The organism is Acetobacter fabarum, from assembly GCF_040702925.2.
In the GTDB taxonomy this organism is placed as follows: Bacteria; Pseudomonadota; Alphaproteobacteria; order Acetobacterales; family Acetobacteraceae; genus Acetobacter; species Acetobacter fabarum_B.
Genome location: NZ_JBFCXX020000006.1, coordinates 18,149 through 32,529, shown reverse-complemented (window position 1 = coordinate 32,529; position 14,381 = coordinate 18,149). Strand labels below are relative to the sequence as shown.

Below are 14,381 nucleotides of genomic sequence, written 5' to 3'. Positions count from 1 at the left end.
CTTTCCGTCAAGGGTATGGTACATCATATAGTCATAGGGTCTGCTGGCGATCTGTCCGGTTCGTGGCCCGCTCCTTCCCGCAGCCAGTCACAAGGCCCGGATATGCACCTTATCGCCGGTCTTTCGCTCCCAATGGAGATGCGTCTTTTCCTCCACGGTTTTCAAAACTTTTTTCCATCCCGGGACTGGAAGCCCCTGCCACTGCTCTATCTGCCCCTCGTGGCCTTTGGACGCATGCCACCGCAGGTCTGGGAGGAGCTGGACCAGACCCTGTACACACTCCACCTGCCTGCCCCGGTAACACTCCGGCATACGGGTTTTGATGTAAGTCTGAAACAGAACCGAATCATGCTGGAGGCCACGGTAGAAGCCTCTGTTATAGATCACCTTTCCGTGAAAATCAGAAACCAGGCGCGGCTGGCTGGCGTCCCCTCGACGCGCTCTCTCATCCCCTCGGGCATCGCTCTGGCAGACATAACCGATGTGGACCCGGATGTGTGCAGTTTATGGCTTGCAACCCATCGCCATCTCTTTGCCCAAATAGAAGAAGTTTACGAATTCACCGTGTTCAAGACTGGGAAAAACCGTGAAAACCCCTTTTGGGAAGTGATGGCGGAATACCAGTTTGCAGAGGGGCTCTCACCCTCAGCCAGTTTGTTATAACATGGTTTTTCCAGAGTTCCGTTCCTGCCCCGGCATACACCGGAACCGATCTTTCGCGCCCCTGATCTCTACAAAGAACGAATACGTGGGGACGCAGCTATTCTCTCGGCGTGATTGACATACAGCGCCCGCCTTGGCTGATGTGTGAGAAACCGGATTTCCGGCTCTATTTTTCCTCATCTTGATACACAGTCGAGGACATGAACGCATGACCCGCCCCGCCTCCGCCAAGAGACGTTCGCTGCTAGGAATTCTCGCGGCTGGAACAATCTGCGCTGCTGCCCTGCCTTACGCAGCAGCTCCTGCCCGTGCCGACAGTCAGAGTGACACGGGACAAGCCATCATCCATACTGATGAGCACCCCGAAAACTGGTTGTCCTATGGACGCACCTATTCTGAACAGCGCTACAGCCCGCTGGATCAGATCAACCGCTCCAATGTCGGGAACCTGAAGCTGGCCTGGTACTTCAACCTGGACAGCAACCGCGGTCAGGAAGGCACGCCTCTGATTGTGGACGGCATTATGTATGCCACGACCAACTGGTCCAAAATGAAGGCCCTTGATGCGGCAACCGGCAAGCTGCTGTGGGAATACGACCCCAAGGTGCCCGGCAACATTGCTGACAAGGGCTGCTGTGACACGGTCAACCGTGGCGCGGGCTACTGGAACGGCAAGGTCTATTTTGGCACGTTTGATGGCCGCCTGATTGCACTGGACGCCAAAACCGGCAAAAAAGTGTGGGAAATCAACACCATTCCTGCCGATGCCTCTCTGGGCAAACAGCGCTCCTATACGGTTGACGGCGCTGTGCGTATTGCCAAGGGTCTTGTGCTCATCGGCAACGGTGGCGCGGAATTTGGTGCGCGTGGCTTTGTCTCCGCTTTTGATGCGGAAACCGGCAAGCTGAAATGGCGCTTCTACACGGTTCCGAACAACAAGAACGAACCCGACCACGCTGCGTCGGATAACGTTCTGATGACCAAAGCCTACCGGACATGGGGCCCCAACGGGGCATGGGTCCGTCAGGGCGGTGGTGGTACCGTATGGGACTCCATTGTGTATGACCCCGTGTCCGATCTGGTCTATCTGGCTGTCGGCAACGGCTCCCCCTGGAACTACAAATACCGCTCCGAAGGGGTCGGCAGCAACCTGTTCCTGGGTAGCATTGTGGCGGTCAAGCCCGAAACGGGCGAATATGTCTGGCACTTCCAGGCTACACCCATGGACCAGTGGGATTACACCTCTGTCCAGCAGGTCATGACCCTTGATGTGCCGATCAATGGTGAAATGCGCCACGTTGTGGTGCAGGCTCCCAAGAACGGCTTCTTCTACATGCTGGACGCCAAGACGGGTGAATTCCTGGCGGGCAAGAACTACGTGTACGAAAACTGGGCCAGTGGTCTGGACCCGCTGACCGGCCGCCCGATCTTCAAGCCCGAAGGCCTGTGGACCCTGAATGGCAACTTCTGGTACGGTATTCCCGGCCCGCTGGGTGCCCATAACTTCATGGCCATGGCGTACAGCCCCAAGACTCACCTGATCTACCTGCCTGCACACCAGATTCCGTTTGGTTACCAGAATCAGGCAGGTGGCTTCAAACCCCACCCGGATTCATGGAACCTTGGTCTGGACATGACCAAGACCGGCCTGCCGGACTCGCCTGAAGCCCGCTCGGCTTACCTGAAAGACCTCAAGGGCGAACTGCTCGCATGGGATCCTGTGAAAATGGAAACCGTGTGGAAGATCGACCACAAGGGCCCTTGGAACGGTGGTGTTCTGGCAACGGGCGGCGACCTGCTGTTCCAGGGTCTGGCCAACGGTGAGTTCCACGCTTACGACGCAACCAACGGTGCCGACCTTTACAAGTTTGACGCACAGAGCGGCATTATTGCTCCGCCTGTGACCTACAGCGTAAACGGCAAGCAGTATGTTGCGGTTGAAGTGGGCTGGGGCGGCATCTACCCGATTTCCATGGGCGCCATGGGCCGTACGTCGGGCTGGACCGTCAACCACTCCTACGTGGCCGTATTCTCGCTCGATGGCAAAGCCCAGCTGCCTGCCATGAACGAACTGGGCTTCCTGCCCGTCAAACCACCTGCGGAATATGACACCAAGGAAGCTGCCAAGGGCTACTTCCAGTATCAGACCTACTGCCAGACCTGCCACGGCGACAACGGCGAAGGTTCGGGCGTGCTCCCAGACCTGCGCTGGTCCGGCGCCATCCGCCACGACGATGCGTTCTACAACGTTGTAGGCCGTGGTGCGCTGACCGCTTACGGTATGGACCGTTTTGACACGAGCATGAAGCCTGAAGAAATCGAATCCATTCGTCAGTACCTCATCAAGAGGGCGAACGAGAGCTATCAGCGCGAAGTGGATGCCCGTAAGAACGCTCAGGGAGTTCCTCAGACCCCTGTCGTGGGCATTACGCCCCAATAAAGCGGCAGTCATGACGTCATTCGGTACACAAGCGATACAGTGGTAAAAATGATGATGAACAGACTCAAAGCCGCTCTTGGAGCGGTCACTGTCGGGCTTCTGGCAGGAACCTCCCTGGCACACGCGCAGGGAGCGGATGAAGACCTGATCAAAAAGGGCGAATATGTCGCCCGTCTAGGTGACTGTGTGGCTTGCCACACAGCACTGAATGGTCAGAAATTTGCAGGTGGGCTGGCGATCAAAACCCCCGTCGGCATGATCTATTCGACCAACATCACGCCAGACCCCACCTACGGGATTGGCACCTACACGTTGAAGGACTTTGATGAAGCCGTGCGCCATGGCATCCGCAAGGATGGCAGCACGCTTTATCCGGCCATGCCGTACCCGGCCTTCTCCCGCATGACGCAGGACGATGTGAAGTCGCTCTACGCCTACTTCATGCATGGTGTGGAACCTGTTGCCCAGAAGAACCGTGAGGTCGGCATCAGCTGGCCCCTGTCCATGCGTTGGCCGCTGGCTATCTGGCGCTCCATGTTTGCGCCCGCGCCCAAGGACTTTACACCTGCTCCAGGTACGGATGCGGACATCGCCCGTGGCGAGTATCTGGTAACGGGTGCGGGGCATTGCGGCATGTGCCATACGCCGCGTGGCTTCGCCATGCAGGAAAAAGCTCTGGATGCCTCCGGTGGTCCGGACTTCCTGGGGGGTGGCGCGCCGATCGACAACTGGATTGCGCCCACACTGCGCAACGACCCGGTTGTGGGTCTGGGTCGCTGGTCTGAAGAGGACATCTTCCAGTTCCTCAAATCCGGTCGTACCGACCACGCCGCAGTCTTTGGCGGCATGGCCGACGTGGTTGGCTGGAGCACCCAGTACTTCACGGACTCCGACCTGCACGCCGTTGCGAAATACCTGAAATCCCTGCCACCGGTTCCGCCGTCACGGGGGGATTACACGTACGATCCGTCCACGGCGCAGGCTCTGGATTCTGGCAACACAGCCAACAACCCGGGTGCTCGGGTCTATGTTGAGCAGTGCGCTGCCTGCCATCGTAACGATGGTGGTGGTGTTGCCCGGATGTTCCCGCCTCTGGCTGGTAACCCGGTTGTTGTTGGGGATGACCCGACCTCCGTTGCCCATATTGTTATGGCTGGTGGTGTTCTGCCACCCACCAACTGGGCACCTTCCGCCGTTGCCATGCCGGACTACAAGAGCGTTCTGTCCGACCAGCAGATGGCTGATGTGGTCAACTTTGTCCGCTCTGCCTGGGGCAACAAGGCTCCAGCTAACGTGACGGCTGCTGACGTTCAGAAACTCCGTCTGGACCATACTCCGATCCCGACCACCGGCTGGGCTGACCCCACGTCCGCCACGGCAACCTGGGGCCTGTTCATGCCGCAGCCTTACGGCTCTGGCTGGACCTTTGCTCCGCAGACCCATACCGGGGTGGACACAGAACAGTAAGGTCTGACCGACCTTACGTCTGCCCCTCACCAGATGGGCCTGATTACAAAAACACCGCAGTGGCAACGCTGCGGTGTTTTTTTATGACCTGAAACGACGGAGTTCATCCATCCCCTGAACCTTGTGTTCCGTGGTTCTGGAGAAATGTCGGAAGAAGACATTCCAGTCCTTTTTTCCAGACGCCCCGACCATACATAAAGGGTGCCTCACCCACTCCGATGCGGATGCAACACCCATGCCGCCCCCGGAACCAACAGGAGCCCAGATTCTGGCGCACACAGAAACGGACCACCCGTTACACGCACTGCTCCAGCAGGTCCGCGCCTGCTCGGCCTGTGCCCATGCCCTGCCACTTGGGCCACGCCCGGTGCTCCATATCTCCCCCCGCGCACGGTTGCTGATTGCGGGGCAGGCTCCCGGCACCAAGGTCCATGAAACGGGGATTCCCTTTAACGATGCCTCGGGCGATCGCCTGCGGACATGGCTGGGCATGGACCGCAGCCTTTTTTACGATACGGAAAAAGTCGCCATCGTACCCATGGGGCTATGCTACCCCGGCGTGCTGCCCAAAGGGGGAGACCGCCCCCCAAGGCCGGAATGTGCGCCTTTATGGCGCAAACGCATTCTGGAACATCTGCCCAATATCCGGCTCACCCTGCTGGTAGGCTCCTATGCGCAGAATTATGTACTGGGCAAAGGTGGGGTGTTTGACCGGGTCGCGCGGTTTGAAGAGTTTTTGCCTACCTACTTCCCCCTTCCCCATCCTTCATGGCGCACAGGGGCGTGGGAACGGCGCACGCCCGCATTCGGGGCCACTGTTCTTCCAGCCCTGCGGCGCGAGGTCGCCCGCGCATTGCAGGACTAGGCACGAATTTTTCAGGCGATCAGAAGCAGGCGGATGTCATTGACATTGGTCAGCGTTGGCCCGGTCATGAGCAGATCATCCACCGCCTTGAAAAAACTGTAGCTGTCATGGTTCCGCAGGAATGGCTCAGGCAGACAGCCTGCCTGCGCTGCACGGGCCAGTGTATCAGGCGCAAAAATGGCGCCGGCGGCATCTTCCGTACCGTCTATGCCATCACTATCGCCTGCCAGCCCCCAGATACCACTCTCCCCACCCAGAAAATGCACGCAGGAGAGCAGGAACTCCGTATTCCGCCCGCCTTTGCCAGCCCGTTCCCCCGCGCGGATGGTCACAGTTGTTTCCCCCCCGCTTAACAGCACCGCAGGCGAGGGAACGGGCAGACCATGCGCATGCACGGAACGCGCCATGCCACCCAGCAGAATACCGGCAACCTGACTTTCCCCTTCCAGTGCATCACCCAGCACAAGCGGGGTCACCCCCTGCTGCCGCGCAACGTCCGCTGCGGCCATAAGCGCCATAAGCGGGGTGGCAATCAGCTCCACACGGTTGCGCGGGTCCGCTACGGGTTTATGGTCCTGCTGGTTTGCCACAGCCTGTTCCAGCACCCCCCACACAGTGAGGGAAAGGTCCAGCCCATACTTTTCCACAATCCGCAGCGCATCCGCCGCCGTGCCTGAGGGTGGCACGGTTGGTCCGCTGGCAATCACCGATGGATCATCCCCCGGCACGTCACTGATCACCAGTGTCAGCACCTGTGCAGGGTGGGCGGCCTGCGCCAGCCGCCCACCCTTGATGGCGGACAGGTAGCGCCGCACGGTGTTCATTTCCGTAATGGTCGCGCCAGAATGCAGCAGTTGCCGCCCGACAAGGCGTTTATCTTCCAGCGTCAGCCCCGACGCGGGTAACGCCAGAAGGGACGACCCCCCGCCCGATACAAGAGCAATCACCAGATCATCCGGTTCAAGCCCCGTTACGGCATGCATAATGGCGCGGGCGGCTGCCTCGCTCCGGGCATCGGGGACAGGGTGGGAGGCTTCCAGAATACGCACATGGCGGGTGGGGGCGGCATGCCCGTCACGCGTGACCACCACACCTTCAAGCGGCACATCCGGCCATGCGGCTTCCAGAGCTGCGGCCATTGCGGCCGAGGCCTTGCCCGCCCCAACCACAATGCAGCGCCCTCTGGGTTTGGGGGGCAGGTGTTTGGCCAGCACCATAAACGGGTCTGCACTGGCTACGGCAGCATCAAACATGGAGCGCAGCAGGGTTCTGGCCCGCGCATTATCCCATGCAACTCCTGCTTCTGGCATGATGTTTCTCCCTTATGCCCGGCCCTACCGTCACTGCTCCAGCTTGCGCTCAGGTAAACGCCCTGTCCAGATAAGGGGTGGATGCGTCAAAGAACGCCTGATTCTCTTTAAGTTCCGCTGCAATCACATGCAGGCTGGCCAGTACACGCAACATTTCCTCGCGCACGGACAGATTAGTTTCGGCCTGTTCCATGCGCGAGAGGTATTCCACCGCCAGATCGGCCGCCCGTGCTGTACGCCCATACTGCCCGCCATACCGGCCCGAAAACTGCTGCATGCGGTTCATCATTGCCTGTGTGGCGTGCCGGGCGGCATCTGGCAGAATATTGCGCGCCAGAATAACCCGCAGGCGCAAAAGATTAAGCTCTATGGTCATGCCCGAGAGCACACCGCTCACATACTGGTCACGCACATAGGTATTGCCGTCATCTGTTGTCATGGATGCCAGCCTGACAAAGCCATCCACCCCACGGCCGACCACTTCGGTCATGGGCGGGGGAGCGCGATGCTGGGCCAGCCTGCGCAGGCGGCGCAGAATGCTTACGCGCAGGTCCCAGCGCAGGCCATCCGGGTCAAACGGCAGAAAGAGCCGGTACATCCACATGGAAAAAACCATGGCCAGAAACAGCGGCAGAGCAGTGTTGAAAAACAGGATTTCATCCATCCGCCCCTGATTCATCGGGCCGATGAGAATGGGCAGGAACAGGTTATAGGCAACTGCCGCCAGTACAAGCGGGGGCCAGGCAAAGGCCAGCCCCCCTACCAGCATGGGCACGGCCAGACAGAGGGCCAGTGTTTCGTATAGTGTTGGCTGGGCTATGACCCACAGATCGAGCAGACCACTCATGCCCACGACACAAATCGTGCCATGCAAAAATGCCTGCGTGGCCAGAGCGGGCTGCTCCAACGTGGAGAACAGGGCGCAGACAATGGAGACAAACATCATGAATGTCAGCCCGTCAGTCCAGCCCGTGGCAATCCAGATCACTCCCGAAGCAAAAATGGTCACAGATGCGCGCAGGCTGTTGGTAAAGGCCATGCGCCAGTCCCGGTAGCTGCGCATGGGGTACCTGAAGTGGTCATGCGGCTTCGGGTTGCGGCTCATCTCGAACTGTTCAATGGCCTGCTGCAACTCATCCAGAATGGCACCCAGCTTGTGGAGCAGCTGCCCCTCGCGCGAGAGGCTGCTCTCCTGTGTCGCATCAATGGGCGGGTTGGTGGCCGCGATCATCTCCTGCTCCAGGCAGGTGGCCGCAAGCTGGGTGCAGGTCGCGCGCAGGGTGGTCAGATCCCGCAGGACCGGGGCCACGGGCGACTCATCTGTCAGGCGCTGGGGAATGGTCTTTAAAAAAGCCGCCACCTGCTCCGCGACCTGCAAATAATCCTTACCCTGACTTTCAGGCATGGAGAGCAGGGCACCAAGGTCCAGCCCACGGGACATCAGCACCGCAATGGCGGCAAGGGCGGCGCGGGCATGGTCACCCTCGTGCTGGTGCTCACCCATTTCCACTTCCGCGAATTCGACCTGATCGCTCAGTCCCACAATGGTCGTAAACACATCCGGGGAATTGGCGACCGCGCGGCGGTCCCCCCCAAGCAGGCGCACAAGGGCCGGCACCGCGCCATCAAGCGCCTGCACAAAGTTGGTGGCAAGCCTGTTTCTGGCCCGCAGGCCAAGCCGGTACTGGAACAGGGAGGATATGGTGGTTTCCACCACAATGCCCAGCGTAATATACGTGACACGCGCCATGGCGATATGAAAAATCTGATCCGGAGCGGCAGCCCCATCAAGCGCGATAATGGCGTAGGTAAACCCCGAGGCCCGCATGCCATGAATACGGTAATTGGTCATGCTGGCGGGGCCGGGCAGCAGGGTGCCCACAAAGCAGAAGCCGCCAATGCCCACCGCAAGCCAGAAAATATAGAGCAGGGGAGACTGCGGCATGCTCCCGACAAGGATAAAGGCGCAGAGCATGCCCACCACCATGCCGAACATATGCCACCGCGCCTTGGCAATGGATTTGCCGCGCGTGCCCTGCGCCACCATCCACACGGTCAGGGCGGCCCATTGCGGGCTCCCCAATTCCCACCACAAGGCAATGCCAAGGGCTATGAGGGACGACAGGGTGGTTCGCAGCGCATACCCGAAAGACAGCAGGTTAGGGGCAAACAGCCAGCGCAGCCTGCTCAGATCACGCGGGGGGCCTCCCCCTTCGAGCGCCTGCCGGACAATGGTTCTGAAGGCCTGACAGAACTGGCCAAATGAAACCGCCGCAGCCTTCATGCCGCGTTCTGCCGGTCAGGACTGATCAGAAAGACTGCCATCTGCTTCTTCTTACCCCAAAGAAGCCCAAAAGCGTATTCACACCTCGTATGCCCTGTCCTGCACCCAGCGTTACGCGCAGGGCATGGCATACAAAAACGTCGTCCGCTTTCAGTCTTCGTAGGACAGCAGGCTTGTTACAGTCGTGTCCAGCTTGTCGCGCCCGCCAAGGCCCGTCAGTTCAACCAGAACGGACGCGCCAACAACCTCGGCTCCGGCCTTGCGCAGCAGGTCAATGGAGGCAGCGAGCGTGCCACCAGTTGCCAGCAGGTCATCCATGACCACAACACGCTGGCCGGGCTTGACCGCATCGGCCTGAATTTCAAGCGTGTCGGAGCCATATTCCAGCTCATAGGTGTGCGAGATTGTCTTGCCCGGCAACTTGCCGCTTTTGCGCAGCATGAGCATGCCACAGCCGATACGATCGGCAATCGGAGCGGCGGTCAGGAACCCGCGGGATTCCACGGCGGCCAGCAGGTCCGGCTGCATGGGTGCAATCTGGCGCGTCAGGCGGCCCATCGCAATCTGCCACGCATCGGGGTTCCGCATCAGAGTTGAAATATCGTAGAATAAAATACCCGGCTTGGGAAAATCGGGAATGTGACGGATGTAATCCTTAAGGTCGATATCCTGACGTCCCGTCATGGTATTTGACAATCCTTCATCCATGCGCCCAGCGTTGTGGAAGCGCGTTTCCATCCTGCCTTAATTCCCATAGGTCAAGCACCGCTGGCGAACATTTCTGAGGCAACCGGCCCCGCTCTATCCCGCACGGGAGCGTTCCGCAAGGAAATATCCGGCTGGTCAGACCCCCGCGCGCGCGCGCAGTGCCGCGGTTACGGCCTCCATCAGCCCATCGCGGCGGAAAGGTTTGGCCAGCAGGCGCACATTGGGCACGCTCCCCTCCGGCGGAAGAGAATCGGCTGTCAGATCGCCCGACATATACACCACGGCCAGAGCGGGATAGCGCTCCATAAGCACGCGGGAAAGCGTAACCCCGTCAAGCGGGCCGGGAAGCTGGATATCGGTCACCAGCAGGTCAAGCGTGCCTTCCACCCCGGCTGCCGTGTCAAACGCCTGTTCGCCGTCCCCCGCCTCCAGCACCTTGTGACCTGCCATGCCCAGAATGGTCACGACAATATCGCGTATGGCGGCGTCATCCTCCACTACAAGCACCTGCAGGCTGCGTGCCTGCGCCTGCGGGGCCGGGCTGGCGGGTCTGGCCAGGGCGGGCATGGCCTCAACCACCGCCCCCTCCCCCCCGGCACTGGCCATTATGGCGCGCGGCAGCCACAGCGAAACCTCGGTCCCGCTGCCACGCCCCGTTGCCACCACAACCCGACCATTCACCTGCTGGGAAAAAGCCAGAACCATGGCCATACCAAGGCCCGTACCCGCTCCCTCGCGCTTGGTGGTAAAGAACGGCTCGAACAGGCGGTCCATGACCTCCCGCGTCATGCCAAAGCCACTATCCACCACATCCAGCCGGACCCAGTCCCCCGCAGGCAGGGGGGAGGGGTCAGAGACAACACGGATACTGCGCCCCTCCTCCACCGGCAGGCCCATCAGGTCAGCATTGACCGAGAACGTGACATTCCGCGCCGTAATGCGCAGCCGCCCGCCAGAGGGCATGGCATCACGCGCATTGATGGCCAGATTGAGCACGGCACTTTCCAGCTGGGCGGGGTCCGCGCGGACAGGCCATACATCGGCCGCAACGCCGCACTCCACCACAATGCGCGGGCCAATCACACGCCCAAGCAGACCACCCAGAAAAGAGAACAGGTCTGACAGCTGCAACGAATCCGGTGCCCCACGCTGCCTGCGCATGAAGGAAAGAAGCTGGCCGGTCAGCGCTTCGGAACGATGGCCGGCATGTGTAGCCGCGGACAGGTATTCCTGCCGCTGTTCAACCTGATCGGGCTGGTCATATTCCGCCGCGAGTTCCAGATTGCCCAGAATAACCGTGAGCAGGTTTTTAAAGTCGTGGGCAATCCCCGCGGTCAACTGGCCAAGGGCACGCAGCTTCTGCGCCTCGCCCAGAGCGCGCTCACTGCGCAGCCGCATGGTAATATCGGCCGCAGTCAGCACAAACCCGCGCCGCTCGGCAGCACCATCGGGGGCAAAAAACAGCGTACGGCACAGTTCCAGATCCGCGCCATTGCCGCCTTTGCATTCCACCACAACCGGCGGAGCCAGTTCTCCTTTGGACAGGCTGCTCTCAATATGTTCAAACGGCTCCAGCAGGGGCACACCATCCACCACCACCATGCCGCTCAGGGCATTGTAGGACAGACCGGTCCGCAGGAAATCCTTGCCCAGCCCAAGCACCGTGGCCAGCTGCTCATTCCAGTGCCATAGCCGCCCATCCGCACCAAACACCGCAACACCAAGGCTCAGGCTGTCCAGCGTAGCGCGCAGCCGCAACGCCAGATCACGCGAGGATGCCTCGGCCCTTGCGGCGGCAAGGGAGGAACGGTCCAGCACCCAGCCAGCCGAGATCATGCTCAGCACACCGGTGAGAATACCCAGAACAGCCAGCCTGCGCTGCCAGCTTGTGTTGCGCAGCATATTGGCGACCCGGTCCGCCTGATCCAGCGTACTGGCGCGACTGAGCACAGACAGGTTCTGGTCCAGTGTGGCCAGCAGGGCCGCTCCACCCTGCGGCATGGCCTCGGCGGCTCTGGGCCACGTGCTAATGGTCTGGAGCTGTTTTTCCACAACCTCCAGCACTTCCTTGCGCCCACTCCCTTCACGCAGCTGCACGGAGCGGAAGTCATCAAACCCCGCGCGGGCATCGGAGAGCTGGGTAATGGCCTGCAGGTAACATTCGCCATCAGCGGGGTTATGCTCGGCTTCAAAGGCGTAATGGCAGATGCGGGCATTGCTGGTGGCATGGTGCACACCGCGCAAATAACTGCCTGCGGCCGTGCTCTGGCGGTCCAGATTGCCATGGCGGGCCATGTCGTTCCCGAGTTCTATGCCAATGCCACCAAAGGTCACAATCAGCACGCCAGCCCCGATAAGAGCCAGAATATGAGCCCGTCTTGCTGGATGCCGTAGCATGTCAGGCATGCCCCCCATTATTTGTGTCCTGCCATCCCCGTGGGCATGACAGCTTGATCTTAACCGGGCAAGGCATGGCTGCCCATGCAGGATCAGGCAACATCATGCAAAGCGGGACGGAACGTGTGCATACACAGCATCATAAGCGCACCAAAGCCCATACAGCCAGCCATTGGTACCGAAGATGTCGCGGCAAACTGGCCAACCACCACCCCGGCCAATGCACCAAGCACGTATTGCAATGTGCCCGCAAGGGCGGATGCCGCGCCTGCCTGAGCCGGGTGGTCGGCCAGAGCCATCATCATCGCATTGGGGAAAATAATGCCCGTTGGCGCAAGGGCTATGACCATGGCCCCAATAACCAGCCACACCTCATACGACCTGTACGCCACAGGCGCGTACCAGCCCCCCCACACGCCAACCCCCACCATAAGCACCGTACCCAGAACCGACAGAACCACAGCCCCATGCAACAGACGGGCCGGGTCCACCCGTCCGACCAGCAGGCCATTAACCTGTGACGCTCCGATCATGAACACGGACATGACGCCGAACAGCATGGAAAAATGCAATGGCGAAAAGTGGAAAAGCTGCACAAAAACAAACGGCGCGGCGGTCAGGTAACTAAAGCTCATAAACGTCGAAAACGCCGTGATCAGGGCGTAAATGCTGTAACCCCTGTCCCCCAGCAGGCCCACATAGCGGGTAAGCAGGGTCATGGCGGAAAGGCTCTGGCGTTTCTGGTAAGGCAGTGTTTCAGGCAGGACCCACAGCACAAGCCCCACGCAGACCAGCCCGTACACCGCCGAAGCCCAGAAAATAATCCGCCACGATACAAACTCCACCACCAGACCACCCAGCATGGGGGCCAGAATAGGCACCACCCCCATGACCATGATCAGGCGGGACATCATGCGTGCCCCCGCCGCCCGGTCGGACACCACATCACGCACACATGCGGTGGGCACCACCAGACTGGCCGACGCCCCGACAGACGCCACAAACCGGGCAGCGGAAAACAACGTGATATCCGGCGCAAATGCACAGACGGCAGACGCCACCGCATAGAGTATGTTCCCCACCAGCAGGGGCATGCGCCGGCCATACCGGTCTGCCAGCGGTCCTACGCTCAACTGCCCGATGGCAAGCCCCACAAACCAGATGGCCAGCGTAAACTGCACATTACCCGCACTGGTATGAAAACTCTGCTCCATGGCCGGGAAGGCGGGCAGATAAATATCAGTGGAAATAGGCCCAACAGCAGTCAGGAACCCAAGCAGGAGGGACAGCCAGCCCGGCACACCCTGTGCAAAAACCGGCCCCGGCGCGCCCTGCACCGTGGGGGGGGAGGGAGAAGACGTCATACCCGGCCCTCCGGGTGTGCCGTATGCAATAAGTGCCGCAAAAAAAATTCATCCCATAATGGAAAAACTATTGAGGAACAGGGCCGGGGCCACAACAGGCAGGCACTGGTGGACTGCCCGCACACAACGCTCCGGGCTAGCCCTGCGCACTGGCCCGGGCAATACGGGCGTGCCGCCACAGCCACAGACCCAGCAGGGCAGAAAAGGCAAACAGCCCGGCCCCCGCACCATACTGCCAGGCAGCCCCCACCTGCACGCCAGCCCCCAGCAGCACCACAACGGCGTTCTGGGGTAGCGCGCCCAGCAGGGTTGCCGCAACAAATGGCCATAGAGCCACGCCGGACACCCCTCCGAGCAGGTTGAGCAGCAGGGCCGACCCGACAGGGAGCAGGCGCAATGTCAGAATACTCAGGAAGGGCTTATGGGTTAAAAACGCATCCAGCTTTTCAAACCGTGGCCCAAGGCGGGCCTGCGCCCATGAACGACCACCCCAGCGGGCCCATAAAAAACCGGCCACACATCCTAATGTAGACGCTATGGTAATCACGGCAAGCCCTTCGGCCACACCATAGGTCAGCCCCGCGGCAAAGCCGGCAACCTGCCGGGGCAGCCCAAAAGCACACCAGACCGTTGCCCCTGCCACAAACACCAGCCGACCGCCCACGCCCGCACGCAGCATATCCGTACTGCCCAGCACCTGCTCCAGGGCAGGCACATGCCGCAACCCGATTGCCCCCACCACCAGAATAAGCAGCATGAGCAAAGGTTTGAACACGACCCTGGCGGGCTGCTCCGGTGCAGGAGTGGCTGGTTCCATTCCTTGGGCGCTAGCATCTTCTTGCCGCGGCCCGCAAGCTGGCTGTAAACCCTAGCCATAAAGTTT

General features: G+C 60.4%; 10 protein-coding genes. 4 read left to right on the top strand and 6 right to left on the bottom strand.

The features are described from left to right. Positions 1-348 precede the first annotated feature (348 nt). The 4 genes from AB2L51_RS06460 (at position 349) to AB2L51_RS06445 (ending at position 5,435) form a co-directional block, all read left to right on the top strand. The gene (locus tag AB2L51_RS06460) at positions 349-663 is read left to right on the top strand and encodes a hypothetical protein (protein ID WP_395581780.1); all 315 of its coding nucleotides are present in this window, start codon (positions 349-351) and stop codon (positions 661-663) included. Positions 664-871: 208 nt separating this feature from the next. Next, on the top strand, positions 872-3,103 hold the full coding sequence (locus AB2L51_RS06455; RefSeq protein WP_395581779.1) for a PQQ-dependent dehydrogenase, methanol/ethanol family: 2,232 nt from the start codon (positions 872-874) through the stop codon (positions 3,101-3,103). A 48-nt stretch (positions 3,104-3,151) separates the two neighbouring features. Continuing rightward, positions 3,152-4,570 (top strand): c-type cytochrome, encoded by a 1,419-nt coding sequence (locus AB2L51_RS06450; RefSeq protein WP_395581778.1) that lies wholly within the window; start codon positions 3,152-3,154, stop codon positions 4,568-4,570. A gap of 235 nt (positions 4,571-4,805) precedes the next feature. Further along, positions 4,806-5,435 carry a uracil-DNA glycosylase family protein gene (locus AB2L51_RS06445; RefSeq protein ID WP_395581777.1) on the top strand — a complete coding sequence of 210 codons (630 nt, stop codon included), beginning with the start codon at positions 4,806-4,808 and terminating at the stop codon, positions 5,433-5,435. Positions 5,436-5,446: 11 nt separating this feature from the next. On the opposite strand, the gene AB2L51_RS06440 is transcribed toward AB2L51_RS06445, so the two are convergent. The 6 genes from AB2L51_RS06440 to AB2L51_RS06415 form a co-directional block, all read right to left on the bottom strand. Continuing rightward, positions 5,447-6,745: a glycerate kinase type-2 family protein gene (locus AB2L51_RS06440; RefSeq protein WP_395581776.1), complete on the bottom strand. Its 1,299-nt coding sequence runs from the start codon at positions 6,743-6,745 to the stop codon at positions 5,447-5,449. A 49-nt stretch (positions 6,746-6,794) separates the two neighbouring features. Continuing rightward, on the bottom strand, positions 6,795-9,029 hold the full coding sequence (locus AB2L51_RS06435) for an FUSC family protein (protein WP_395581775.1): 2,235 nt from the start codon (positions 9,027-9,029) through the stop codon (positions 6,795-6,797). 150 nt (positions 9,030-9,179) lie between these two features. After that, positions 9,180-9,713 carry an adenine phosphoribosyltransferase gene (locus AB2L51_RS06430; protein WP_166113882.1) on the bottom strand — a complete coding sequence of 178 codons (534 nt, stop codon included), beginning with the start codon at positions 9,711-9,713 and terminating at the stop codon, positions 9,180-9,182. A gap of 159 nt (positions 9,714-9,872) precedes the next feature. After that, positions 9,873-12,134, bottom strand: a complete 2,262-nt coding sequence (locus AB2L51_RS06425) for an ATP-binding protein (RefSeq protein WP_395581774.1) — start codon at positions 12,132-12,134, stop codon at positions 9,873-9,875. Between the two features lie 92 nt (positions 12,135-12,226). Beyond that, positions 12,227-13,498: a multidrug effflux MFS transporter gene (locus AB2L51_RS06420; RefSeq protein WP_395581773.1), complete on the bottom strand. Its 1,272-nt coding sequence runs from the start codon at positions 13,496-13,498 to the stop codon at positions 12,227-12,229. 136 nt (positions 13,499-13,634) lie between these two features. Beyond that, positions 13,635-14,315: a TVP38/TMEM64 family protein gene (locus AB2L51_RS06415; RefSeq protein ID WP_395581772.1), complete on the bottom strand. Its 681-nt coding sequence runs from the start codon at positions 14,313-14,315 to the stop codon at positions 13,635-13,637. Between the last annotated feature and the right edge of the window lie 66 nt (positions 14,316-14,381).